20 protein-coding genes are annotated in these 21,820 nt (G+C 72.5%); 9 read left to right on the top strand and 11 right to left on the bottom strand.

Annotated elements, in window-relative coordinates:
- Nucleotides 1-2 precede the first annotated feature (2 nt).
- Together efeB and efeO are read right to left on the bottom strand one after the other, a co-directional pair.
- A complete protein-coding gene (efeB, locus tag ACZ7P3_RS06935; protein ID WP_472079502.1) occupies nt 3-1,256 on the bottom strand; it encodes an iron uptake transporter deferrochelatase/peroxidase subunit in 1,254 nt (417 codons plus the stop codon).
- An 11-nt stretch (nt 1,257-1,267) separates the two neighbouring features.
- On the bottom strand, nt 1,268-2,404 hold the full coding sequence (gene efeO, locus ACZ7P3_RS06930) for an iron uptake system protein EfeO (protein WP_472079500.1): 1,137 nt from the start codon (nt 2,402-2,404) through the stop codon (nt 1,268-1,270).
- A 386-nt stretch (nt 2,405-2,790) separates the two neighbouring features.
- Here efeO and ACZ7P3_RS06925 point away from each other — a divergent pair, with 386 nt between their 5' ends.
- Complete coding sequence (locus ACZ7P3_RS06925; RefSeq protein ID WP_472079499.1) at nt 2,791-2,985, top strand: hypothetical protein; 195 nt, start codon at nt 2,791-2,793, stop codon at nt 2,983-2,985.
- Nucleotides 2,978-3,622, top strand: coding sequence for a PhzF family phenazine biosynthesis protein (locus ACZ7P3_RS06920; RefSeq protein ID WP_472079498.1), 645 nt, complete (start codon nt 2,978-2,980; stop codon nt 3,620-3,622). The genes ACZ7P3_RS06925 and ACZ7P3_RS06920 overlap by 8 nt, the downstream gene beginning before the upstream one ends.
- 27 nt (nt 3,623-3,649) lie before the next feature.
- Here ACZ7P3_RS06920 and ACZ7P3_RS06915 read toward each other — a convergent pair whose 3' ends face one another.
- Nucleotides 3,650-4,321: a TetR/AcrR family transcriptional regulator gene (locus ACZ7P3_RS06915; protein WP_472079496.1), complete on the bottom strand. Its 672-nt coding sequence runs from the start codon at nt 4,319-4,321 to the stop codon at nt 3,650-3,652.
- A gap of 104 nt (nt 4,322-4,425) precedes the next feature.
- Between ACZ7P3_RS06915 and ACZ7P3_RS06910 the strand changes: the two genes are divergently transcribed.
- Nucleotides 4,426-5,937: a monooxygenase gene (locus tag ACZ7P3_RS06910; protein WP_472079494.1), complete on the top strand. Its 1,512-nt coding sequence runs from the start codon at nt 4,426-4,428 to the stop codon at nt 5,935-5,937.
- A gap of 36 nt (nt 5,938-5,973) precedes the next feature.
- On the opposite strand, the gene ACZ7P3_RS06905 is transcribed toward ACZ7P3_RS06910, so the two are convergent.
- Entirely contained in the window at nt 5,974-6,621 is a 648-nt protein-coding gene (locus ACZ7P3_RS06905) for a biliverdin-producing heme oxygenase (RefSeq protein ID WP_472079492.1), read from the bottom strand.
- Nucleotides 6,622-6,779: 158 nt separating this feature from the next.
- On the bottom strand, nt 6,780-7,637 hold the full coding sequence (map, locus tag ACZ7P3_RS06900) for a type I methionyl aminopeptidase (protein ID WP_472079490.1): 858 nt from the start codon (nt 7,635-7,637) through the stop codon (nt 6,780-6,782).
- A gap of 58 nt (nt 7,638-7,695) precedes the next feature.
- Here map and ACZ7P3_RS06895 point away from each other — a divergent pair, with 58 nt between their 5' ends.
- Nucleotides 7,696-7,935 (top strand): hypothetical protein, encoded by a 240-nt coding sequence (locus tag ACZ7P3_RS06895; protein WP_472079488.1) that lies wholly within the window; start codon nt 7,696-7,698, stop codon nt 7,933-7,935.
- Here ACZ7P3_RS06895 and ACZ7P3_RS06890 read toward each other — a convergent pair whose 3' ends face one another.
- Nucleotides 7,936-9,249 carry an MFS transporter gene (locus ACZ7P3_RS06890; RefSeq protein WP_472079486.1) on the bottom strand — a complete coding sequence of 438 codons (1,314 nt, stop codon included), beginning with the start codon at nt 9,247-9,249 and terminating at the stop codon, nt 7,936-7,938.
- Nucleotides 9,250-9,671: 422 nt separating this feature from the next.
- Entirely contained in the window at nt 9,672-10,268 is a 597-nt protein-coding gene (locus tag ACZ7P3_RS06885) for a hypothetical protein (RefSeq protein ID WP_472079485.1), read from the bottom strand.
- A gap of 210 nt (nt 10,269-10,478) precedes the next feature.
- Here ACZ7P3_RS06885 and ACZ7P3_RS06880 point away from each other — a divergent pair, with 210 nt between their 5' ends.
- The 3 genes from ACZ7P3_RS06880 to ACZ7P3_RS06870 are packed head-to-tail and all read left to right on the top strand — an operon-like array spanning nt 10,479 to nt 12,579.
- Entirely contained in the window at nt 10,479-11,552 is a 1,074-nt protein-coding gene (locus tag ACZ7P3_RS06880) for a sialidase family protein (protein WP_472079483.1), read from the top strand.
- Between the two features lie 38 nt (nt 11,553-11,590).
- On the top strand, nt 11,591-12,304 hold the full coding sequence (gene npdG, locus ACZ7P3_RS06875; RefSeq protein ID WP_472079482.1) for an NADPH-dependent F420 reductase: 714 nt from the start codon (nt 11,591-11,593) through the stop codon (nt 12,302-12,304).
- A 56-nt stretch (nt 12,305-12,360) separates the two neighbouring features.
- Nucleotides 12,361-12,579 (top strand): hypothetical protein, encoded by a 219-nt coding sequence (locus tag ACZ7P3_RS06870; RefSeq protein WP_472079480.1) that lies wholly within the window; start codon nt 12,361-12,363, stop codon nt 12,577-12,579.
- Here ACZ7P3_RS06870 and ACZ7P3_RS06865 read toward each other — a convergent pair.
- Nucleotides 12,569-13,369: a site-2 protease family protein gene (locus tag ACZ7P3_RS06865; RefSeq protein ID WP_472079478.1), complete on the bottom strand. Its 801-nt coding sequence runs from the start codon at nt 13,367-13,369 to the stop codon at nt 12,569-12,571. The genes ACZ7P3_RS06870 and ACZ7P3_RS06865 overlap by 11 nt on opposite strands.
- 251 nt (nt 13,370-13,620) lie before the next feature.
- On the opposite strand from ACZ7P3_RS06865, the gene ACZ7P3_RS06860 reads away from it, so the two are divergent.
- Nucleotides 13,621-16,884, top strand: a complete 3,264-nt coding sequence (locus ACZ7P3_RS06860) for a BTAD domain-containing putative transcriptional regulator (protein WP_472079476.1) — start codon at nt 13,621-13,623, stop codon at nt 16,882-16,884.
- A gap of 137 nt (nt 16,885-17,021) precedes the next feature.
- Here ACZ7P3_RS06860 and ACZ7P3_RS06855 read toward each other — a convergent pair whose 3' ends face one another.
- The 3 genes from ACZ7P3_RS06855 to panB all read right to left on the bottom strand — a co-directional run bounded on the left by ACZ7P3_RS06855 (nt 17,022) and on the right by panB (nt 19,972).
- On the bottom strand, nt 17,022-17,843 hold the full coding sequence (locus tag ACZ7P3_RS06855; RefSeq protein WP_472079474.1) for an ABC transporter permease: 822 nt from the start codon (nt 17,841-17,843) through the stop codon (nt 17,022-17,024).
- Nucleotides 17,840-18,865, bottom strand: coding sequence for an ATP-binding cassette domain-containing protein (locus tag ACZ7P3_RS06850; RefSeq protein WP_472079472.1), 1,026 nt, complete (start codon nt 18,863-18,865; stop codon nt 17,840-17,842). The genes ACZ7P3_RS06855 and ACZ7P3_RS06850 overlap by 4 nt, the downstream gene beginning before the upstream one ends.
- Before the next feature lie 228 nt (nt 18,866-19,093).
- A complete protein-coding gene (gene panB, locus ACZ7P3_RS06845) occupies nt 19,094-19,972 on the bottom strand; it encodes a 3-methyl-2-oxobutanoate hydroxymethyltransferase (RefSeq protein WP_472079470.1) in 879 nt (292 codons plus the stop codon).
- 199 nt (nt 19,973-20,171) lie between these two features.
- Here panB and ACZ7P3_RS06840 point away from each other — a divergent pair, with 199 nt between their 5' ends.
- Entirely contained in the window at nt 20,172-21,758 is a 1,587-nt protein-coding gene (locus ACZ7P3_RS06840) for an MFS transporter (RefSeq protein WP_472079468.1), read from the top strand.
- Nucleotides 21,759-21,820 lie beyond the last annotated feature (62 nt).

Here is a 21,820-nt window from a genome sequence, read left to right as displayed (position 1 = left end):
GACTACGCCTCCTTCGAGAACAGCGTGCGGCCCCACCAGTCGTCCTTGTCCCGGACGCCGGGCGGTACGGCGAAGACCGCCGAACCCACGTGCTGGATGTACTCGTTGAGCGCGTCCTGCGCCGACAGCCTGCGCTGCAGCGGGATGAACCCCTTGCGCACGTCGCGCTGGTAGGCCAGGAAGAACAGGCCCGCGTCGAGCCGGCCGAGACCGTCGCTGCCGTCGGTGAAGGAGTAGCCCCGGCGCAGGATCGTGATCCCGTTGTTGGAGTCGGGGTGAGCGAGCCGGACGTGTGCGTCGGGCTTCATCGCCTTCAGGAACGGCGCGTCGCGCTCCTTGGCCCTGCCGACCGGAGCGCCCTCGCCCTTGTCGCGGCCGAAGACGTCCTCCTGCTCCTGGAGCGAGGTCCGGTCCCAGGTCTCGATGTTCATCCGGATGCGCCGGGCGACCAGATACGAGCCGCCCGTCATCCAGCCGGGACCGTCGCCGTCGCCGGCCCACACGAACTTCTTCAGCCGATCCGTCTCGGTTCCCGCGATGTTGCGGGTGCCGTCCTTGAACCCCATGAGGTTGCGGGGCGTCTGGGCGTCCGGCGTCGTGGACGAGGTCTTGCCGAAGCCGAGCTGGGACCAGCGGATGGCGACCTTGCCGAAGCCGATGCGGGCCAGGTTGCGGATCGCGTGCACGGCCACCTGCGGGTCGTCCGCGCAGGCCTGGATGCACAGGTCGCCGCCGGTGCGGGCCCGGTCGAAGTTGTCCCCGGGGAACTGCGGCAGGTCGACCAGGGCCTCGGGGCGCTGCTCGGCGAGGCCGAACCTCTCGAAGAGGGACGGCCCGAAGCCGATCGTCAGCGTCAGCCGCGAGGGCTTGAGACCCAGGGCCTCTCCGGTGTCGTCCGGCGGCGCCTCGGCCAGCCCGCCGTAGGCGCCGTCGCCGACCGGCTTCCCGGCGGTCATCCGGCGCGCGGCCGCCGTCCAGTCCTTCAGCATCTGTACGAACTCGGCGCGGTCGTCGGTCTTCACGTCGAACGCGGCGAAGTGCAGCCGGTCCTGCACGGGGGTGGCGATGCCGGCCTGGTGGGCGCCGTGGAACTCCACCGCGCCGCCCGCCTCGGCGGCCGTCGGATCCACGTCGTTGCCCGCCCTGGCCGCCGCCACGGCACCGCCGGCCGCGGCGGCACCGAGCGCGAGCCCGGCGCCGCCCCAGCCGATCAGCGCGCGACGGGAGGGGGAGGAACTGCCCTGGGTCTCGGTCATGTGCCCGACTCCTACTTGGCGACGGTGGCGGCGAGCTTGGACAGCGGCTCCGCCAGGGCGTTGACCGCGTCCGACAGCTCCTTGCGCTGGTCCTTGGTCACCTTGTCGTAGGAGACGAAGTCGGACGGGCCCTTCCCGGTGCGGTACTTGCCGAGCAGCGCGTTCAGCGCGGTGAACTGCTTGTCGAGTTCGGTGGTGAGCGCGGGGTCGTTCTTCGACGCGACCGGCTTCAGCAGCTCGTACGCCTTCTGGGCGCCCTCGACATTGGCCTGGAAGTCGGACATGTCGGTGTGCGAGTAGCGGTCCTCCTCGCCGGTGACCTTGCCGGTGGCGACCTCGTCGAGCAGTTCCTTGGCGCCGTTGGCCATGGAGGTCGGGGTGATCGCGGCCTTGCCGACCCGCTTCTGCCAGTCGGTCAGATCGGTCACCAGCTGGTCGGCGAGGGTCTTCTCGTCGGCGCCGATCTTCTTGTCCTGCCAGAGGGCCTTCTCCAGCCGGTGCCAGCCCGTCCACTTCTGGCCCTTCTCCAGGCCGTCGGCGCGCGTGTCGGTCTTGGGGTCGATGTCGCCGAAGGACTCCGCGACCGGCTCGGTGCGCTCCCAGCCGACCCGCGAGGGCGCGTAGGCCTTCTTGGCGGCCTCCAGGTCGCCGGCCTTGATCGCCTTGGCGAAGACCTCGGCGAGCGGCACGGTGGCGTCGGCCTGCTCCTGCGCGTACTCGCGGTAGTCGGCGACCGCCTTGTCCAGCCGCGGGTCGCGCTTGGCGGTCCGGCCGGCGCCGGTCACGTCGAGCTTCTGCCGGACTCCGTGGCCCTTCATGCCCGGGCGGCAGGCTATCTCGTACGAACCGGCCTTCACCTCGGCGGTCAGCGTGTACTTGGTGCCCGGGCCGATGTTCTCCTTCTCGGAGACGATCCGGTCGTCCGGGAACAGGATCTCGACCTCGGTGGCCTTCGAGCCCTTGTTCTCGATCTTCAGCGTGACGTGTCCGGCCGGCACCGACTTGGCGGACGTGTCGCACTTCGCGTCGGCGGCGGTCACCTGGATCGCGTCGCCGTCCTTGGCGTCGCTCTTCGCCGTGCAGGCCGTGATGGCGGTCAGAGCGGCCACCGTGGCGGCGGCGGTGACGGTGAGTCGGACGGCTCGCATGCAGGCTCCAAGCGGGGACGGTGTGGTGAGGCTGGCCTAACTTACCTGAGGCTTCCCTTACCCATACCCCTCGGGTTCGTGATTCAGCTCTCACGGAAATGTCACAGGCACGGCTTGATCTCGACGGCTCAAATCAGGCGCCAAGGGTCGACAAAGGGATGGTCAAGGGCCGCGGTCCGGGGTCACCGGAGGCGCGCCCGTGCGGGGGTGCGGGAGCACCTCGACCCGCTGGTCGTGGACCTCCGGCAGGTGCCGCCCCGTGAACACCCGGGCCGGCGGGCCGTCGGTCGGGGCACGACCGGCGCACGGAAGCGCGACCCGGTCCGCGGAGGCGGGAGGACTGGCGCCGGACGGCCGACGAGGTGACCACCGGACACGAACGGAGGATGCGGCGGCTGACCGCCCGCCCCGCCGCCCCCGGCGCCGAGCGGCAACGGGACACGCTGGTACGGGCGTACGGAGACGTCATGTCCTCGCTGCCCTACGAGGCGGCCGCCACCCGCCCCTGGCCCCTGCCCGGCGGCGCCCCCGCCTGGGAAGCGCTCGCCCGTGCCGCGGTGTTTCAATTCCCAAGTGACTGATTACGACGTACTCCGTGTCTTCTGCGGACCGAACGGCGGCTACGGCAATGAGCTCGGCGTCGTCCGCGACGGCTCGGTCCTGCCCGAGCGGGGCGACCGGCAGGAGCTGGCCGCGAAACTCGGCTTCAGCGAGACCGTGTTCGTGGACGACCCCGAGCGCGGGGTGATCGACATCTACACCCCCACGCTGCGGCTGCCCTTCGCCGGTCACCCCTGCGTCGGCACGGCCTGGCTGCTGGACGTCCCCGAACTGGTCACTCCCGCCGGGGTCGTCGGGGCCCGCCTGGACGGCGAGTTCAGCTGGATCGAGGCCCGCGCGGAGTGGGCCCCGCCGCGCACCCTGCGTCAGTACCCCACCGCCGCCGAGGTGGACGCCCTCGACGTGCCGCCGGCGGGGGAGTGGATCTACGCCTGGGCCTGGGAGGACGAGGCGGCCGGCCGGATCCGCGCCCGTGCCTTCCCCGGCCGCGGCGACGGCATCGAGGAGGACGAGGCGACCGGCGCGGCGGCGCTGCTGCTCACCGACCGCCTGGGCCGCGCCCTGAACATCACCCAGGGCAAGGGGTCCCAGATCCTGACCGCACCGCAGCCGCACGGCTGGGTGGAGGTCGGCGGCCGGGTGTTCCTGGAACGCTGACCGCACCGCCGGTCCCCGCGGGGCCGCTCACGGCCGCAGTCCCCGCAGGCCCCCCACCAGCAGCCCCAGCCCGAACTCGAAGTGGGGCGCGAAGTCCGGCGCGGTGAAGAAGGGCAGCACCGCGCCCAGATGGCGATACGGCCCCTCCGCCACCGCCTCCCGCAGCAGTTCCGGGTCGCCCGGCTGCAGCGCGGCCTGCTCCTCCAGCGTGTGGCCCACGGTGAAGTTGACCACCGCCATCAGCGCGCGGGCCGCCTCCGCGTCCCCGAAGCCCGCCTCCCGCAGCACGCCGACCCCGCTCTCGGCGAGGCCCAGTGTGTGCGAGCCCGTCGCATGGGTGCCCGCGAAGACGCGGGCCCCGTCCCGGCGGGCGAGCAGAGCCCGGCGCAGGACCCGGGCCAGGTCCGACAGGCGCTCGCCCCAGTCGCCGTCGTCCTCGGGTGCCCGCACGCCCGCCATCATCCGCTCCGCCATCGCGGTCAGCAGGTCCTCCTTCGTGGCGAAGTACCGGTACAGCGCCCCCGCCTGTGCCCCCGCCGCATCCGCCAGCCGTCGCATGGTCAGCGCGTCGAGCCCGGACTCGTCCAGCAGGGCCAGTGCGGTCTCCACCAGTTGTGCCTGGTCGAGCCGGGCCGGGCGGCCACGGCCGGTCCGGGCCTGGACCGGCGCGGATTCGGCAGGGGTTGACGTGTCGCTCATGGGCCTCACTATAGTGAACAGCGTTCACGTGAACGTCGTTCACTAATTTGGTCATCGATCCCGGAGATGCCCCGACAGCGTCCGGGCACCGAGGAGGCACCCTCATGAGCAGTGATGTGATCGTCGTCGGAGCCGGCCCGACCGGCCTGATGCTCGCCTGCGAGCTGGCACTCGCCGGAGTGCGGGCGCGGGTCGTCGAGCGGCGCCGCGCGCCCCAGCGCGACTCCCGCGCCCTGACGCTGCATCCGCGCAGCATCGAGCTGATGGACCTGCGCGGACTCGCACCGCGCTTCCTGGCCTGCGGCGAGACCGTCCCGGGCTGGCACTTCGCCGGACTGGACACCAAGCTGGACTTCACCGCCCTGGACAGCCGCCACGGCTACACCCTCGTCATCCCGCAGGCCCGCACGGAGGCCCTGCTCACGCAGCGGGCCGCCGAACTCGGCGTCGAGATCACCCGGGGGACCGAGGTCCTCGGGCTGCGGCAGGACGCCGACGGGGTCGAGGTGGACGTGCGCGGCCCCCGGGGCGAGGAGACGCTGCGCGCCGCGTACGTGGTCGGCTGCGACGGCGGACGCAGCGTCGTGCGGACCGCCGCGGGGATCGGCTTCCCCGGCTCCGAGGAGACGATGTCCGCGGTCCTCGGAGACTTCGCGGACGCCGATCCGGGCGACCCGGCGCTCGCCCGGGCGCGGGCCCGCGGGGTACTGACCGCGCCGGTGGACGGCGAGGACGGCCGGGTCACCCGCTTCGTCCTCGTCGACCCGGCACGGATGCGCGTCCCGTCCGGCGAGCCCGTCACGCTGGAGGAGTTCCGTACCTCCCTGGAAGACCTGTGCGGATCCGACTGCGGCATCGGCCGGCCCCGGTGGCTGTCCCGCTTCGGCAACGCCACCCGCCTCGCCGACCGTTACCGCGCGGGCCGCGTCCTGCTGGCGGGGGACGCGGCCCACATCCACTTCCCGGCGGGCGGGCAGGGCCTCAACACCGGCCTCCAGGACGCCATGAACCTGGGCTGGAAGCTGGCCGCCGAGGTGCGGGGCTGGGCGCCGCCGGGACTGCTCGACAGCTACGACCGCGAGCGCCGGCCCGTCGGCGCGGCCGTCACCGGCAACACCGAGGCGCAGACCCTGCTGCTGGAACTGACGCTGGTGGAGCAGTACGCCCGGCCCGTGGCGGCCCTGCGCGCACTCCTCGACGACCTCCTCGGCACCGAGCAGGCCAACCGGCAGCTGGCCGCTCTGGTCTCCGGGCTGGGCGCCGGCTACCCGCCCGCCGGCGCGGACGCCGGGCCGCCGGCCGGACGCCGGATGCCCGACCTCGGGCTGAGGGCCGCCGACTCGGCCGCCGAACGGGTCTACGAGCTACTGGTCGGCGGCCGCTTCGTCCTGCTCGACCTCACCGGGGAGGACCGGGGTCTGCGCCGGGACGTCGACGCCGGCCGGAGCGGACGCGTCCTGCCCGTCACCGTCACCGGCCATGACGACCACCCGGAGCTGGCCGGTGTCCGGCAGGTGCTGGTCCGCCCGGACGGCCACATCGCCTGGGCGTCCCGGCACGGCGACACCGGCCTGGCCGAGGCGCGCCGGGCGGCACTGGCCGAATGGGCCGGGTGAGCGGGCGGGGCGGCCCCGGGGGTGGCCCGGGGAGGGTCAGGCGGTCAGCGGGAACTCCTCGCCCAGGGCCCGGAAGACGCCGGTGTTCAAGGCGAACGCCTGCTTGCACTCCGTCACGATCCGCTGCTTCTCCAGCTCGTCGGCGGCGACCCCGTCCAGCCGCTCCCGGTACCCCCGCTTGAACGCGGCGGGGTTGGGGATCTCCTCGAACACATAGAAGCGCACCCCGTCACCCCTCTTGGCGAAGCCCCAGGCCTTCTCCGCCCGGTCCCGGATGATCTGCCCGCCGGAGAGATCGCCGAGGTAGCGGGTGTAGTGGTGGGCGACGTATCCGCCGGGCCAGCTCTCGGCGCACTCCCGGACCCGGTCCGCGTACGCCCGGGTCGCGGGCAGGGCGGCCAGGCCTGCGCGCCAGCCGGCGCCCCGCAGATGCGCCAGGTCCCGCTCCAGCGCGGGCAGTCGTAGCAGCTCCGTCCGGATGAACGGCCCGGCCACCGCGTCCGCGGCCAGCCGCTCGGCCGCGCTCTCCAGGGCCTCGTACACGAACCACAGTTGCTCGGTGTAGCGGGCGTAGGCGGCCACGCCCAGCCGGCCGCCCAGCAGGTCACTCATGAACGTCGAGGTCTCCGCCTCCACGTGCTGCTCGTGCGACGCGGTGCGGATGAGAGCCGAGAAGGAGTCCATGAAACAGATCCTCTAAGGTAAGGCTTACCTAAGTCAATGCTCGTTGTCGACATGCTGTCGGGAAAGTTGCCGACAGTGTGTCGGTAAAAGCGTACAAGAGGAAGCCCGCCCCTGTCAGGGGGCGGGCTCGGCGCCGACCGGCGGTGGGGGGGAGGGGATCAGGGGAGGGTCAGGATGTCCGCACCCGACTCCGTCACCACCAGCGTGTGCTCGAACTGGGCCGTCCGCCTGCGGTCCTTGGTGACCACGGTCCAGCCGTCGTCCCACATGTCGTACTCGTGCGTGCCCAGCGTCAGCATCGGCTCGATCGTGAAGGTCATGCCCGGCTGCATGACGGTCGTCGCGTGCGGGCTGTCGTAGTGCGGGATGATCAGGCCGGAGTGGAACGACGAGTTGATGCCGTGCCCGGTGAAGTCGCGCACGACCCCGTAGCCGAAGCGCCTGGCGTACGACTCGATGACCCGGCCGATGATGTTGATCTGCCGGCCCGGCTTGACCGCCTTGATCGCCCGGTCGAGGGACTCCCGCGTCCGCTCCACCAGCAGCCGCGACTCCTCGTCCACGTCCCCGACCAGGTAGGTGGCGTTGTTGTCGCCGTGCACCCCGCCGATGTACGCCGTCACGTCCAGGTTGACGATGTCGCCGTCCCTGAGGACCGTCGAGTCCGGGATGCCGTGGCAGATGACCTCGTTGACGGAGGTGCACAGGGACTTCGGGAAGCCGCGGTAGCCGAGCGTGGACGGGTAGGCGCCGTGGTCGCACATGTACGCGTGGGCGACCTTGTCCAGCTGGTCGGTGGTGACGCCGGGCGCGATGATCTTCGCGGCCTCCGCCATCGCCTGCGCGGCGATGCGGCCGGCGACGCGCATCGCCTCGACGGTCTCCGGGGTCTGCACCTCCGGTCCCGTGTACGGCGTCGGCGCGGGCTTGCCGACGTACTCGGGGCGGCGGATGTTCCCGGGTACCGAACGGATGGGAGAGAGCTCCCCTGGTACGAGCAGCGACTGGCCAGACATGCCAGCGAGTCTAACCAGCGGGCATGGGGGAACATGTCGTTGGCGAGAGGAGCTGTCCATGGCCCTGTTCAAGAAGCGCACCGTCGGCAAGCCGGGCGAGTGGTACTACTGCCTGGAGCACAAGAAGGTCGAGGAGGGCCCGGACTGCCCGGGCAAGGACCGCTTCGGGCCCTACACCAGCCCGCAGGAGGCGCAACGCGCGATGGAGATCGCGGCCGAGCGCAACCTCGAGTGGGAGACCGACCCGCGCTGGCACGACGCCTCCGCGCGCGGCGACCAGGACGCCGACGAGGACTGATCAGACCTGCGTGGGTGCGGTGGCCTGTGCGGGCGTGCCGGGCTGCGTGGGGGTGGTGGCGGCGCGCTGCTCGCGCAGCCGCACCGCGTGCTCGTTGGTCCGGGCGTCGTAGGCCATCAGCCCCGGCAGGCACAGTGCCAGCAGCCCCATCGCGCCCGCGCACAGCAGTCCGCCCGACCATACGGAGGTCCGTACGCCCGCCCACGCGGCGACGCCGCCGGAGCGGACCTGGCCCAGCTGCGGACCCACCGAGTAGGACAGCAGTTCGATGCCGGCGAGGCGGCCGCGCAGCTCGTCGGGGATCGTCTGGTTCCACATCGCGGCCCGGAAGACGCCGCTGACCATGTCGCAGCCGCCGGCGATCGTCAGGAGCAGCAGCACCAGCCACACGTTGCCGACGATCCCGGCCGCCGCCACCGCAGCGCCCCACAGCGCGGCCGACAGCACCACCATGCGGCCGTGCCGGTGGACCCGTGAGGCCCAGCCGCTCGTCAGGCTGACCAGCAGCGCGCCCAGCGGGAACGTCGCGTACATCAGGCCGAGCGCCCACTCGGCGTCCAGGTCGTCGGCGAGGAACGGCAGGACGGCCATGGGCATGGCCAGGAACATCGCGGCGAGGTCGACGGCGTAGGTGCCGAGGAGTTCCTTGCGGCTCCAGGCGTAGCGGGCGCCCTCCGCGACGGCCCGCAGGTCCGGCTTCGCGGCCTCGCGGGCGGCGGGGGAGGGGGCGATGCGGACGACGAACACCAGCGATACCGCGAAGGTCAGCAGGTCGGCGGCGTACGCCCAGCCGAGGCCGGCGTAGGCGACGACCACGCCCGCGACCGCCGGGCCCGCCACTCCGCCCACGGTCCAGCGCAGCGCGTTCAGGGAGGCCGCGGCGGCGAGGTCGTCATGGGCGACGATCCGGGGGAGCAGGGAGTCCAGGGCGGGGCGCTGTACGGAGACCAGCGCGGAGGAGGCGGCGGCGATGAGGTAGAGCGGCCATACGGCGGGGTGCGGGAGCAGGGCGTTGAGCAGCAGGGCGGCGCTGAGCAGGCCCTGGCCGGCCTCGGTCCACACGATCAGGCGGCGCTTGTCGAGGGCGTCGGCGAGGGCGCCGCCGTACAGGCCGAAGACGATCAGCGGGAGCAGCTGTACGGCGCCGATCGCGCCCACGGCTGCCGCCGAGCCGGTGAGGTCCTTCAGCTGGACCGGGAGCGCGACGAAGGTCAGGAAGCTGCCGAAGTTGCTGATCAGCCCTGAGGCCCACAGTCTGCGGAAGTCGGCGGAGGCCTTCCAGGGGGTGAGGTCGGGGAGGAGAGCTTGGGCCACTGGGGCATGTTCTGCCGCCCCGGGGCACGGAGCAACTCCTTTTCACGGCCCACCGAAGGCTCCACCCGGCCTGTTTCCCGCCTGTCCGGCTCGGTCTGCTGGGAGGTGGTCGTCCGGGTTGTCTGTGTGTTTGGACCTCCGTGCCGGTCCTCGGCTCGTGGCTTCGCCCGGTCTGTTTCCCGGCCGCTCGGCTCGGCCCGCCGGTCGGTGTCGGCGTGAGCCGTGCTCGGCCCGTCGGTCGGTGTCGGCGTGAGCCGCACTCCGCCTGCCGGTCGGCGGCGGTGTGGTCTCCGGGGTCCCGGGGGCGGTGGCAGTACGCGGGACCAGGAGGTGTCCCGGCCTCGGCAGTTCTACGGCCACGCGCTGCCGGAGAGCCGGGTCGGCGCGCTGCCCAATCAGCCCGAGCCGGGCGGGTGGGCGAGTCACCAAGGGGCGGCCGGCGGTGCCGTGAGGATTTCGGCCACCCGCGACAGCCGGTCCCGGAAACCCCGCCGCGCCCTCGGCGAGCCCCCGTTCTCGCCCGCCGCCGCGCTCACCAGGTGCTGCACGCTGTCCAGGTCCAGTTCCGCCCCCTCGGGCACGGCCAGCGTGTCATGGGCCATCGCGGAAAGCTCACCCCCGCGCGCCCCGAGCGCCAGCACCGTCACCCCGGCACGTCGCGCCGCATGCACCCGCTCCAGCAGGTGCGCCGGCTCCTCGGGCGCGACCACCAGCAAGGTCTCACCCCGTCGTGCCTCCTCGATCCGCCCCGGCCCGACGGCCAGGTGCGCGGGATCCGAGGGGCGCGCGTGATGTCGTACGAGCGTGGGCGCCAGCTCCGGCGTGCCCGACCACGCGGCCTCGTCCACCAGGTGCGCGGCCAGGTGCCAGGGCTCGTACTCGGGCGTGCCCACCAGCAGCAGACCGCCCCCGTGCCGCACCACCGACCCGCGCAGCACCCCGGCGAACCGCCGCGTGGCCCCCAACCACTCGGTCCCGGCGAGCACTTCGCGCAACAGCGCGACCCGTACGGCGTCCATGCGACCGCATCCTGCCGCAACCGGTCACTCGTGACCCCGAGTTCACCCCGAATTCGCCCGACCTGGGGATGGTCACGACCCGTCCCCGTCCCCGTCAATGTTCAGTGTGCAGCACTCGCCTTTCGGCACTCGCTGTTCGCTGTTCGCTGTTCACTGTTCCGCGTTCCGAGCCCCCGTCCCCCGTCCGTGTTCTCCGTGAGGAGCCCGTCGATGACCGATGTGTCCGTCCCCTTCCGTGCGGGCCACGAGGGGTACGCCGGCTTTCGCATCCCGGCCGTCGTGGCCACCCGGAAAGGCACGCTGCTCGCCTTCTGCGAGGGGCGGGTCGACTCCGCCGCCGACCACGGGCACATCGGCATCGTGCTCAAGCGGTCCACGGACGGCGGCCGTACCTGGGGCCCGCTGCAGATCGCCGCGAGCAACGGGAAGAACCTCGCCGGCAACCCCGCACCGGTCGTCCTCGACACCGGCCGCGTCCTGCTCGTGCACGTCCGTGCCGCGGCCACCGCCACCGAGGACGCCATCCTGCGCGGCCGGGTCAAGGACGCCGACGGCCGCCGGGTATGGGTGCAGCACAGCGACGACGACGGGGTGACCTGGTCCGCGCCGAGGGAGATCACCCAGCGGGTGAAGAAGCCCGGCTGGCGCTGGTACGCCACCACCCCCGGCCACGCCCTCCAGCTCGGCACCGGCCGCGTGCTCGTCCCGGGCAACCACACCGTGCCGCCCACCGGCACCGACACCGGCACCGAGGCCAAGTACAACGGCGGCCACTGCCTGCTCAGCGACGACCGCGGCGAGACCTGGTACCTCGGCTACCTGGACGACAACACCGACGGCTACGTCAACGCCAACGAGACCACGGCCGCGGAACTCCCCGACGGCCGCGTCTACTTCAACACCCGCAACGACTCGCCCTCGCCCGGCAACCGCGCCGACGCCCATTCCAAGGACGGCGGAAGGACACTGGTCAAGCCCTTCCGCCCGCAGGCCGGCCTGACCGCCCCGATCTGCGAGGGCAGCGTCCTGCAGCTCCGCGATCCCGACCTCCTCCTCTTCTCCGGCCCGGCCGACCCTGCCGCCCGCGCCCTGATGAGCGTCCGCGCCTCGGACGACGGCGGCACCACCTGGCGCACGGTCTTCACGGCCGACGGACTGCCCGCCGCCTACTCCGACCTGGTCCGCATCGACCACGCCACCGTCGGACTCCTGTATGAGACAGGGGACTTCGGCGCCTACGAGACGATCACTTTCCGCCGGGTGCCCGTGACGCGGCTCACCTGAACCCGGTGCCGCCCGCGCCACGGACGTAGAGTCGGCCCATGACCTCTACCGACAGCGCACAGACTCCTGCGAAGGCCCCCGCCAAGGACCCCTGGGACCTGCCCGACGTCTCCGGGCTGGTCGTCGGCGTGCTCGGCGGCACCGGCCCGCAGGGCAAGGGCCTCGCCTACCGGCTCGGCCGGGCCGGCCAGAAGGTGATCATCGGCTCGCGGGCCGCCGAGCGCGCGCGGGCCGCCGCCGAGGGGCTGGGACACGGCATCGAGGGCGCCGACAACGCCGAGGCCGCGCGCCGCAGTGACATCGTGATCGTCGCCGTACCGTGGGAGGGCCACGGCACGCTCCTGGAGGCCCTCCGCGCGGAGCTGGCCGGCAAGCTCGTCGTGGACTGCGTGAACCCGCTCGGCTTCGACAAGCAGGGCGCCTACGCGCTGAAGCCCGAGGAGGGCAGCGCCGCCCAGCAGGCCGCCGCCCTGCTGCCGGACTCCCGGGTCGCCGCCGCCTTCCACCACCTGTCGGCCGTTCTGCTGGAGGACCCGGAGATCGAGCAGATCGACACTGATGTGATGGTGCTCGGCGAGGCGCGCGCCGACGTGGAGATCGTGCAGGCGCTGGCCGGGCGCATCCCCGGCATGCGCGGCGTCTTCGCCGGCCGGCTGCGCAACGCCCACCAGGTCGAGTCGCTGGTCGCGAACCTGATCTCCGTCAACCGCCGGTACAAGGCACACGCCGGGCTCCGCGTCACCGACGTGTGAGCTCATGGGGGACACTGGTCGGCGTAGCAGTGTCCCCCGCAAGGAGCCGACCCCCCATGCCCCTCTCGCCCCCGCCCGCCCGGCCCCGGCGACTCGCCCTGTACACGCTCGCCGTCTGCGTCCTCGCCGTCGCCGCGGCGGTCGTCTCGTTCGTCCGGGGCAGCTGGCTGGGCATCGTCTGGGTGCTACTGGCGGGCCTGTCGTCCAACATGACCTGGTACTACATCAAGCGCGACCGTGAGGCCCCGGGGCAGGGCAAGTCCGTCACGGGCTGATGGTGCAGATCTCCGGGGTCTCGCGCCAGAAGCGGTACAGCTCGTGGCCGCAGGCGCCGGAGAAGTCGTCGACACCCAGCCCGCGCAGGATCGCGTCGATCGCGTCGAAGAACGCGATGTTGACCGACGGCACCCACAGCAGCGCGAACACGAACAGCAGCCCGAACGGCGCGAAGGGCTCCACCTGCCGCTTCACGCTGTACGACAGCCACGGCTCGATCACGCCGTAGCCGTCCAGGCCGGGCACCGGCAGGAAGTTCAGGATCGCCGCCGTCACCTGGAGCAGGGCGAGGAACGCCAGCGCGTACCGGAAGTCGCGGGGCACCCCGTCCAGGGCGTGCAGCCAGAAGGGCGCCGTGCACACCGCGGCGAACAGCACGTTGGTCAGCGGGCCCGCCGCCGAGATCAGGCTGTGCCGCCAGCGGCCCCGGATCCGGCTGCGCTCGATGAACACCGCGCCGCCCGGCAGACCGATCCCGCCCATGATCAGGAACACCACCGGCAGCACGATGCTCAGCAGCGCGTGCGTGTACTTCAGCGGGTTCAGCGTGAGGTAGCCCTTCGCGCCGACCGTGATGTCCCCGCCGTGCAGGGCGGTGCGCGCGTGCGCGTACTCGTGCAGGCACAGGGAGACGATCCAGGCCGCCGTCACGAACAGGAACACCGCGAGGCCGGGCTGCGCCGCGAACCCCGACCAGGTGGCCCAGCCGGTCACCGCCGTGACGGCCAGGATCCCGAGGAACACGGGGCTGACCCGGCGGTCGGCGCGGCGGGTGGTGGCGGTGGTCATGACAGAGGGCTCCTCGGGGGGCGCGTCGGGCGGGCCGGGTCGACCGTACCGGTGACGCGGGGGAAACGTCCCGCGGACGGCCGGAGGTTCCCCGGTCGTCGCCGGGCTGTGACCGGGCCGCCGGGGAGGCGGCCCACGACGGTCCCCGAAGGGACCGGGATCCTCGTGGCCGACCGGAGTCGCACCTTCGACTTCTTCCGGTTCGTGCGCATCCGAAACCCGGAGGCGGTGCCCGGTCGTCCCCGGAGACAATGGACCCCGTGCGCTATCGCCTGCTCGGCCCCACCCAGGTGTTCCGCCCCGACGGCACGGCCGTCCCGGTCGGCGGAGCGCGGCTGCGTTCCCTCCTCAGTGTCCTCGCCCTGCGTGCGGGGCGGACCGTGCCGGCGGGCGTGCTGGTGGACGAGGTGTGGGGCGCCGATCCGCCCGCCGACGCGGCCGGTGCCCTGCAGGCGCTGGTCGGCCGGCTGCGCCGGGCCCTCGGCGCCGACGCCGTCGCCTCCGCCGAGGGCGGCTACCGGCTCGCCGCCGCCTTCGACGAGATCGACCTCCACCGCTTCGACCGGCTGACCGGCGAGGGCCAGCGCGCCCTGCGCGACGGCGACCCGGACAAGGCCGCCGCCGTGCTGGACGACGCGCTCGCCCTGTGGCACGGCCCCGCCCTCGCCGACCTGCCCGGTCACACGGCCGAGGCGGCCCGCTGGGAGACCCGTCGGCTGGACGCGCTGCGCGCCCGGCACACGGCCGCCCTCACCCTCGGCCACGCCGGGCAGTCCCTGCCCGAGCTGACCGCCCTGTGCGACGCCCACCCCCTGGACGAGCCGCTCCAGGCGCTGCGGCTGCGCGCCCTGCGCGACGCCGGCCGGCCCGCCCAGGCACTGGCCGCCTACGAGGACGTACGACAGCTCCTCGCGGACCGGCTCGGCTCCGACCCGGGCGCCGAACTGCGCGCGCTGCACACCGAGTTGCTGACCGAGGCCCCCGAGGCCCCGGCGCCCGCGGCCCCGGCGGCCCCCGGCAACCTGCCCGCCCGGCTCACCTCGTTCGTCGGCCGGGAGCACGACATCGCGGCCATCGGCGCCGACCTCGCGGCGGCCCGGCTGGTCACCCTGCTCGGGCCCGGCGGGGCCGGCAAGACCCGGCTCTCCCAGGAGGCCGCCGAGGCGGTACGGCACACCGCACGGGACGGGGTGTGGCTGGCCGAGCTGGCACCCGTCGACGACCCGGACGCCGTACCGCAGGCCGTGCTGACCGCGATCGGCGCCCGCGAGACCGTGCTGCACGGCGCCGGCGTCGAGACCATCCGCGCGGCCGCCGACCGGCACGGCGACCCCGTCGAGCGGCTCGTGGAACACTGCGCCCGGCGCCGGATGCTGATCGTCCTCGACAACTGCGAGCACGTCATCGAGGCCGCCGCCCGGCTGACGCAGCGCCTCTTGGCCCGCTGCCCGGAGCTGACCGTGCTGGCCACCAGCCGCGAGCCCCTCGGAGTGCCCGGGGAGCTGGTGCGGCCCGTGGAGCCGCTGCCCGAACCGGTCGCCGTGCGGCTGCTCGCCGACCGGGGCGCGGCGGCCCGGCCCGGATTCCAGGTCGCGGACGACCCCGAGGCGTGTGCCGAGATCTGCCACCGGCTCGACGGGCTGCCCCTGGCGATCGAGCTGGCGGCCGCCCGGCTGCGCGTGCTGACGCCCCGCCAGATAGCCGACCGGCTGGACGACCGCTTCCGGCTGCTGCGCGGCGGCAGCCGCACCGTGCTGCCCCGCCAGCAGACCCTGCGCGCCGTCGTGGACTGGTCCTGGGACCTGCTGGACGCGGAGGAACGGGACGTCCTCTCCCGTCTGTCGGTCTTCGCGGGCGGCTGCGACCTGGCCGCCGCCGAGGCCGTGTGCGGACCGGCCGCCCTGGACGCGCTCGGCTCCCTGGTCGACAAGTCCCTGGTCGTGGCCACCCCGTCGGCCGATGGCGGAATGCGCTACCGGCTCCTGGAGACCGTCTCCGAGTACGCGGCCGAACGGCTCGACGAGAGCGGGGGCCGGGCCGGCGCCGAGCGCGCCCACCTCACCCACTACCGCGAACTCGCCCGCACCACCGACCCGTTGCTGCGCGGCCCCGCGCAGCGCGCCGCGATCGACCGGCTCCAGCTGGAGTACGAGAACCTGCGCACCGCCTTCCGGCACGCCGTCGCCCTCGGCGACGAGCAGGAGGGGCTCAGTCTGGTGCTGTCCCTGGTCTGGTTCTGGCAGATGCGCGACCAGCGCATCGAGGCGCGCAACTGGTGCCAGGAGGTCATGGCCCTCGGCCCCGACCCGTTCACCGAGCCGGTGCGCCCCGCCCGTCCGGTGTGGCAGCGCTGCACCGACACCCCGCCCCCGCTCGCCGGGGAAGTCCTCGCCGAGGCCCGGCGCGGCATCCACCTCGCCCATCTCGCCTGTATGGACACCGAGATGGAGGTCTGGCAGACCCCCGAGGCACAGGCCAAGCTGCGCGTCGTCACCCAGGTCTACGAGCCCGGCCTGCCGCAGACCTGCCGGGCCCCGGGCATGCTGTGGTTCTTCGCCGAGATACTGACCGGTGGCGTGCAGCGGCTGAACACGATCGCCGACGCCGCCGTCCGGACCTGCCGGGACACCCCCGGTTTCGAGTGGGAGCTGGCCGGCGCCCTGCAGATGCGCGCCAACCTCCGCGCCAACCGCACCGCCTGGGTGGGCGATGCCACCCGGGACGCCGACGAGGCGCTGGACATCTACCGCCGCCTCGGCGACGCGTGGGGAACCGCCGAGGCGCTGTCCGCCCGCGGCGAGGCCCGCGAACGCAAGGGCGACTACGAGCTGGCCGCCCTCGACTACACGGCGGCCGTCGAACACGCCGAACGCCTCGGGGCCCACGCCCAGACGGCCGTGCTCAACGCACGGCTGGGCAGCGTGCTCATGGAAGCGGGCCAGATGGAGCGCGGCGAGCGGTTGCTGCGCGACGTCATCGCCAGCCAGGACGGCGCCCACACCGAGGCGATGCCCGCCGCCCGGCTCTTCCTCGCCTGCTGGCTCGGCCTGACCGCCCGCACCGGCGAGGCGCGCGAGCAACTGCGGCTGCTCCGCGAGGATTTCAGCATCGTGCACTTCGTCCTCTTCGACGCCATGATCCTCACCCAGGAGGCCTGGCTGGACGCCCTGGACCGGCACGGCGAGGAGGCCCTGGCCCTGGCCCGTCAGGCCATGCGGCGCGCCGCCGAGCCGCTGTCCGAGGCCATCAGCCCGCATCTGTCCTCCATCTGCCTCACCGTCGCGGCCATGGCCCTGGCCGGCCGTGACGGTGAGGCAGGCGCCGCGGACGCCGCCCGCTGCCTGGCCGCCGCCGACGCCCTGCTCCCGGCCGGGCACGTGTCCTCCGGCATGGAGCGTCGGGTGCGCGACCTGACCGAGGCCCGGATCCGGGAGACGCTCGACGGACCCGCGTACGAGGCCGCGTACGCCGAGGGCGGTGGCCTCTCCCTCGCGGAGGCCACCGCCCTGGTCTGAGCCCGCGGCTCCTCCCTCGCGGAGGCCACCGCCCCGGTCTGAGCCCGCGGCCTCTCCCTCGCGGAGGCCACCGCCCCGGTCCGAGCCCGCGGCTCCTCCCTTGCGGAGGCCGCCGCCCCGGTCCGAGCCCTACGGCCTCAGGCCTTGGTGCGGAACTTGTGGATCGCGACCGGCGCCATCACCGCGGTGATCGCGACCGACCAGCCCACCGTCACCCACAGGTCGTGGGCGACCGGGCCGCCGGTCATCAGGCCGCGCGCCGCGTCCGCGAGCGTGGACAACGGGTTGTAGTCGGTGAAGTGCCGCAGCCAGCCCGGCATCGACTTGGTCGGGGCGAAGATCGACGAGCCGAACTGGAGCGGGAACAGCACCAGGAAGCCCATCGCCTGCACCGACTGGGCGTTCTTCAGGACGACGCCCAGGGTGAGGAACACCCACATGATCGACGAGGCGAACAGCGCGGACAGGCCCACGGCCGCGAACAGGCCGGCCCAGTGGGTGATGTCGAAGCCGACCAGGACGGCGACGACCATCAGGATGGCCGTCGCGAACAGCATCCGGGCCAGCTCCACCGCGATCTTCGCGAACAGCACCGAGCCGCGCCCGATCGGCAGCGACCGGAAACGGTCCATGACACCGCTGTTGAAGTCCTGGCTGAAGCCGGTGCCGACGCCCTGCGACATCGTCATGCTCATCATCGCCAGCATGCCGGGGATGACGTACTGCACGTACTGGTCCTGTCCGCCGCCCAGGGCCTGCCCGATCGAGCCGCCGAAGACGTATACGAACAGCAGCGTGAAGACGACCGGCATCATCAGGGCGTCGAACATGGACTCGGGGTCCTGGCGGATCCACAGCAGGTTGCGGCGGATGAGCGCGCCGGTGTGCCGCACATGCCCGCGCAGCGGGATGCGGACGTCGGCGGCGCCTGCGGCGGCGGTGGTGGTGGCGGCGCTCATACGGCGACCTCCTCGCGGGTCTCGACGGGCGCGGCGTCCTGCGGGTCACCGGCGCGGTGGCCGGTGAGGGAGAGGAACACCTCGTCCAGGCTGGGCAGTTCGGTGGTGATGGAGGAGATCGTGATGCCGCGCGCGGTGACCGCGCCGACCACGGCGGTCAGCTGCTCGTCGCTGAGGATCGGCACCAGCAGCGTGCCGGACTCGCGGTCGACGGTGGTGGTCGCGAGCCCGGTGATGCCCAGCTCGTCGAGCATCTGGGCGAGCGGTGACAGCTCGAGCGCGTCCACCGGCCGGACCCGCAGCGTGCGGCCGCCGACCTTGGCCTTCAGCTCCTCGATGGCGCCGTTCGCGATGACCTTGCCGCGGTCCACGACGGTCAGCTCGGAGGCGAGCTGCTCCGCCTCCTCCATGTACTGGGTGGTGAGCAGCACGGTGACCCCCTCCCCGACCATCGTCTTGACCTCGTCCCACACCTCGTTCCGGGTGCGCGGGTCGAGCCCGGTGGTCGGCTCGTCGAGGTACAGGACGGCGGGGCGCCCGATCATCGAGGCGGCGAGGTCGAGCCGGCGCCGCATGCCTCCGGAATAGGTGCTCGCCGGCCGCCTGGCGGCCTCCGTCAGCGAGAACCGCTCCAGCAGTTCGTCGGCGCGGGTGCGGGCGTCCTTGCGGGAGAGGTCGAGCAGCCGCCCGATCATGTACAGGTTCTCCCAGCCGGGCAGCTTCTCGTCCACCGAGGCGTACTGACCGGTGAGTCCTATCACCCGGCGCAGCTGCCGGGGCTGGCGCACCACGTCGTAGCCGGCCACGGTGGCCTGCCCGGAGTCCGGGGTGATCAGAGTGGACAGGATCCGTACGAGGGTGGTCTTCCCGGCGCCGTTCGGCCCGAGCACCCCCATCACGGTGCCCTCCCGCACATCGAGGTCGACACCGTCCAGCGCCTTGGTCTCGCCGTAATGCTTGACCAGCCCCCGTACGGTCACGGCGGAACGTTCGCCGGCAGGGTTGTCATCGATTCGCGTCATGCCGAAGACGGTGCCAGCGCCGACCGACAAACGGCCTACAGATGACCGACAGGACGGCCGACAGCGACCGACGGATCCCCGACGGGCTCCGCAACCACGCGGAAAGAACCGGACAAAAGAACCGGACCCAAAGGCCGGACCCAAAGGCCGGACCCAAAGGCCGGACCAAAAGGTCAGCCCGCCGACGGGGGACGATCGGCGGGCTGACCGGGGTGGTGCCGCAATGGCCTAGTGGACGGAGTGCTCCTCCAGCGGGAACGTGCCGCCGACGACGTCCTGGGCGAACTCCTTCACCGCGTTCCCCATGACCTCACGCAGGTTCGCGTACTTCTTGACGAACTTCGGCACCCGCCCCGACGTCAGCCCCAGCATGTCGGTCCACACCAACACCTGTGCATCGGTCTCGGGTCCGGCCCCGATCCCCACGGTGGGAATGTGCAGCACCCGGGTCACCTCGGCCGCCAGCTCCGCCGGCACCAGCTCCAGCACGACCGCGAACGCGCCCGCGTCCTGCACCGCCTTCGCGTCCCGCAGCAGCTGCTGCGCCGCCTCCTCGCCCCGCCCCTGTACGCGGTAGCCCATCGCGTTCACGGACTGCGGGGTCAGCCCGATGTGGGCCATCACCGGGATGCCGGACTCCACCAGCAGCCGGATCTGCTCGTGCGAGCGCTCGCCGCCCTCCAGCTTGACCGCGCCGACCCCGGCCTCCTTGACCAGCCGGGTCGCCGAGCGCAGCGCCTGCACCGGGCCCTCCTGGTAGGAGCCGAAGGGCAGGTCGCCGACGATCAGAGAGCGCTGCGTGCCGCGCACGACGGCCGCGGACAGCAGGGTCATCTCGTCGAGGGTGACGGGTACGGTCGTCTCGTACCCGAGGTGGCAGTTGCCCGCCGAGTCGCCGACCAGGATCACCGGGATCCCGGCCTCGTCGAAGACGGAGGCGGTCATCGCGTCGTAGGCGGTGAGCATGGGCCACTTCTCGCCCCGCTCCTTGGCGAGGGCGATGTCGCGGACGGTGATGCGGCGGGTGCCCTTCCCGCCGTAGAGGCTTCCGTACAGCGCCTTGCTGCCGTCGGAAGGCTTGTTCTGGGCAGCCGAAAGCTGCGTCATGGCAACGGCTCCTTCAGTCATCTCGAGGCGCCCTGACGGCGTCCCCGGATCGTCTCCATGGTGGCACTTCGTGCCAGCCACGGCCAGGGGGACCCCCGTGTGATCCCCGACGGGTGCTGTCGGTCCGCTGTGTAAGGCTCCGGTAAAGGAATTCAGATACGAGACGGTGCCGTATTGGAATGCCCGTAGTCTCGGGCACATGACAACACCCGTCCCTGCCTCCCGGATACCCGAGGCGGTGCACCGCCGCCGCTGGGCGATCCTCGGCGTGCTGATGCTCAGCCTGATCATCGTCGTGCTCGACAACTCGATCCTGAACGTCGCCATCAAGACCATCTCCAGCCCGGCGCCCACCGGCCTCGGCGCCACCCAGAGCCAGATCGAGTGGGCGATCAACGCCTACACCCTCGTCTTCGCCGGCCTGCTGTTCACCGCGGGCCTCGTCGGTGACCGCCTCGGCCGCAAGAAGGTCCTGCTCGGCGGCATCGTGGTGTTCGGCATCGGCTCGGCCCTCGCCGCCGAGTCCGGCACCCCGGACCAGCTGATCGCCTACCGCGCCGTGATGGCCCTCGGTGCCGCCTTCGTGATGCCCGCCACACTCGCCGTGCTGATGAACATCTTCGAGCGCGACGAGCAGCCCAAGGCCATCGGCATCTGGGCGGGCGGCGTCGGACTCGCCATCGCCATCGGCCCGATCACCGGCGGCGCGCTCCTCGACCACTTCTGGTGGGGCTCGGTCTTCCTCATCAACGTGCCGATCGTGATCATCGCGCTCGCCCTGATGGTGTGGCTGGTGCCCGACTCGCGCGACCCCAGGCCGGGCCGCCTCGACCCGGTCGGCGTCGTCCTGTCCGTCGTCGGTCTGGTCCTGCTGGTCTACGGCATCATCAAGGGCGGTGAGCTGGCCGACTTCACCGACGCCAAGGTGCTGGCGACCATCATCGCCGGTCTCGTCGTCCTCGCCGGCTTCGTCCTCTTCGAGAAGCGCAGCGACCACCCGTCGCTGGACGTGACCTACTTCAAGAACAAGGTCTTCTCGGCCGCCATGGCCGCCATCGCGCTGGTCTTCTTCGCGCTGATGGGCGTCACGTTCTTCTCCGTCTTCTACACCCAGAGCGTGCGCGGGTACTCCCCGCTGCAGTCCGGTCTGCTGATGCTGCCGCTGGCCGCCGCGCAGATGATCTTCGCGCCGCGCGCCCGGCTGGTCGTGGAGCGGTTCGGCAACAAGGCCACGACCACCGCGGGCCTGGTGATGATCGCGGCCACGCTGGCCGCGTTCGCCACCCTGGAGGCCGACACGCCGATCTGGCTGCTGGAGGTCATCTTCTTCTTCATGGGCGCCGGCATGGCGCACATCATGACGCCGGCCTCTGTCGTGATCATGCAGGCCCTGCCGCGCGAGAAGGCGGGCTCCGCCTCGGCGCTCAGCAACACCTTCCGCCAGGTCGGCGGCGCCCTCGGTATCGCCGTCCTCGGTTCGGTCCTGTCCACCTCGTACCGCAACGGCATCGAGGGCAAGCTCGGCCTGCTGCCGCCCGGCCTCAGGAGCACGGCCGGCGAGTCCATCGAGGCCACCCTGGGTGTCGCCGAGAGGCTCGGCGCGCCGGGCAGGGCCCTCGTCACCCCCGCCAACGACGCCTTCCTGCACGCCATGCACATCACCGCCCTGTGCGGTACGGGCGTCGCGCTGATCGGCGCCGTCGTGACGGCTCTGTTCCTGCCGGGCAGGCCCGCGGCCGGTCAGGAGGACCACAACGAGCCGGAATTGGTCGCGGCTGGAGAGTGAGAGCGTTCCGCAGGTCCACGGGGGAAGGAGGCTGCTGCGGGAGAATTCCCGCAGCACAGTGA

It is taken from the genome of Streptomyces sp. NPDC107581 (assembly GCF_055657175.1).
Note: the sequence above shows the minus strand (reverse complement) of the source record. Positions and strands in the feature narration are given on the sequence as shown.

Coding starts and splice junctions, on each gene's coding strand:
- efeB (WP_472079502.1), bottom strand. CDS start 1,256: ATGACCGAGACCCAGGGCAGTTCCTCCCCCTCCCGTCGCGCGCTGATC.
- efeO (WP_472079500.1), bottom strand. CDS start 2,404: ATGCGAGCCGTCCGACTCACCGTCACCGCCGCCGCCACGGTGGCCGCT.
- ACZ7P3_RS06925 (WP_472079499.1), top strand. CDS start 2,791: ATGCGGCGGCTGACCGCCCGCCCCGCCGCCCCCGGCGCCGAGCGGCAA.
- ACZ7P3_RS06915 (WP_472079496.1), bottom strand. CDS start 4,321: ATGAGCGACACGTCAACCCCTGCCGAATCCGCGCCGGTCCAGGCCCGG.
- ACZ7P3_RS06910 (WP_472079494.1), top strand. CDS start 4,426: ATGAGCAGTGATGTGATCGTCGTCGGAGCCGGCCCGACCGGCCTGATG.
- ACZ7P3_RS06905 (WP_472079492.1), bottom strand. CDS start 6,621: ATGGACTCCTTCTCGGCTCTCATCCGCACCGCGTCGCACGAGCAGCAC.
- map (WP_472079490.1), bottom strand. CDS start 7,637: ATGTCTGGCCAGTCGCTGCTCGTACCAGGGGAGCTCTCTCCCATCCGT.
- ACZ7P3_RS06895 (WP_472079488.1), top strand. CDS start 7,696: ATGGCCCTGTTCAAGAAGCGCACCGTCGGCAAGCCGGGCGAGTGGTAC.
- ACZ7P3_RS06885 (WP_472079485.1), bottom strand. CDS start 10,268: ATGGACGCCGTACGGGTCGCGCTGTTGCGCGAAGTGCTCGCCGGGACC.
- ACZ7P3_RS06880 (WP_472079483.1), top strand. CDS start 10,479: ATGACCGATGTGTCCGTCCCCTTCCGTGCGGGCCACGAGGGGTACGCC.
- npdG (WP_472079482.1), top strand. CDS start 11,591: ATGACCTCTACCGACAGCGCACAGACTCCTGCGAAGGCCCCCGCCAAG.
- ACZ7P3_RS06870 (WP_472079480.1), top strand. CDS start 12,361: ATGCCCCTCTCGCCCCCGCCCGCCCGGCCCCGGCGACTCGCCCTGTAC.
- ACZ7P3_RS06865 (WP_472079478.1), bottom strand. CDS start 13,369: ATGACCACCGCCACCACCCGCCGCGCCGACCGCCGGGTCAGCCCCGTG.
- ACZ7P3_RS06860 (WP_472079476.1), top strand. CDS start 13,621: ATGGACCCCGTGCGCTATCGCCTGCTCGGCCCCACCCAGGTGTTCCGC.
- ACZ7P3_RS06855 (WP_472079474.1), bottom strand. CDS start 17,843: ATGAGCGCCGCCACCACCACCGCCGCCGCAGGCGCCGCCGACGTCCGC.
- ACZ7P3_RS06850 (WP_472079472.1), bottom strand. CDS start 18,865: ATGACGCGAATCGATGACAACCCTGCCGGCGAACGTTCCGCCGTGACC.
- panB (WP_472079470.1), bottom strand. CDS start 19,972: ATGACGCAGCTTTCGGCTGCCCAGAACAAGCCTTCCGACGGCAGCAAG.
- ACZ7P3_RS06840 (WP_472079468.1), top strand. CDS start 20,172: ATGACAACACCCGTCCCTGCCTCCCGGATACCCGAGGCGGTGCACCGC.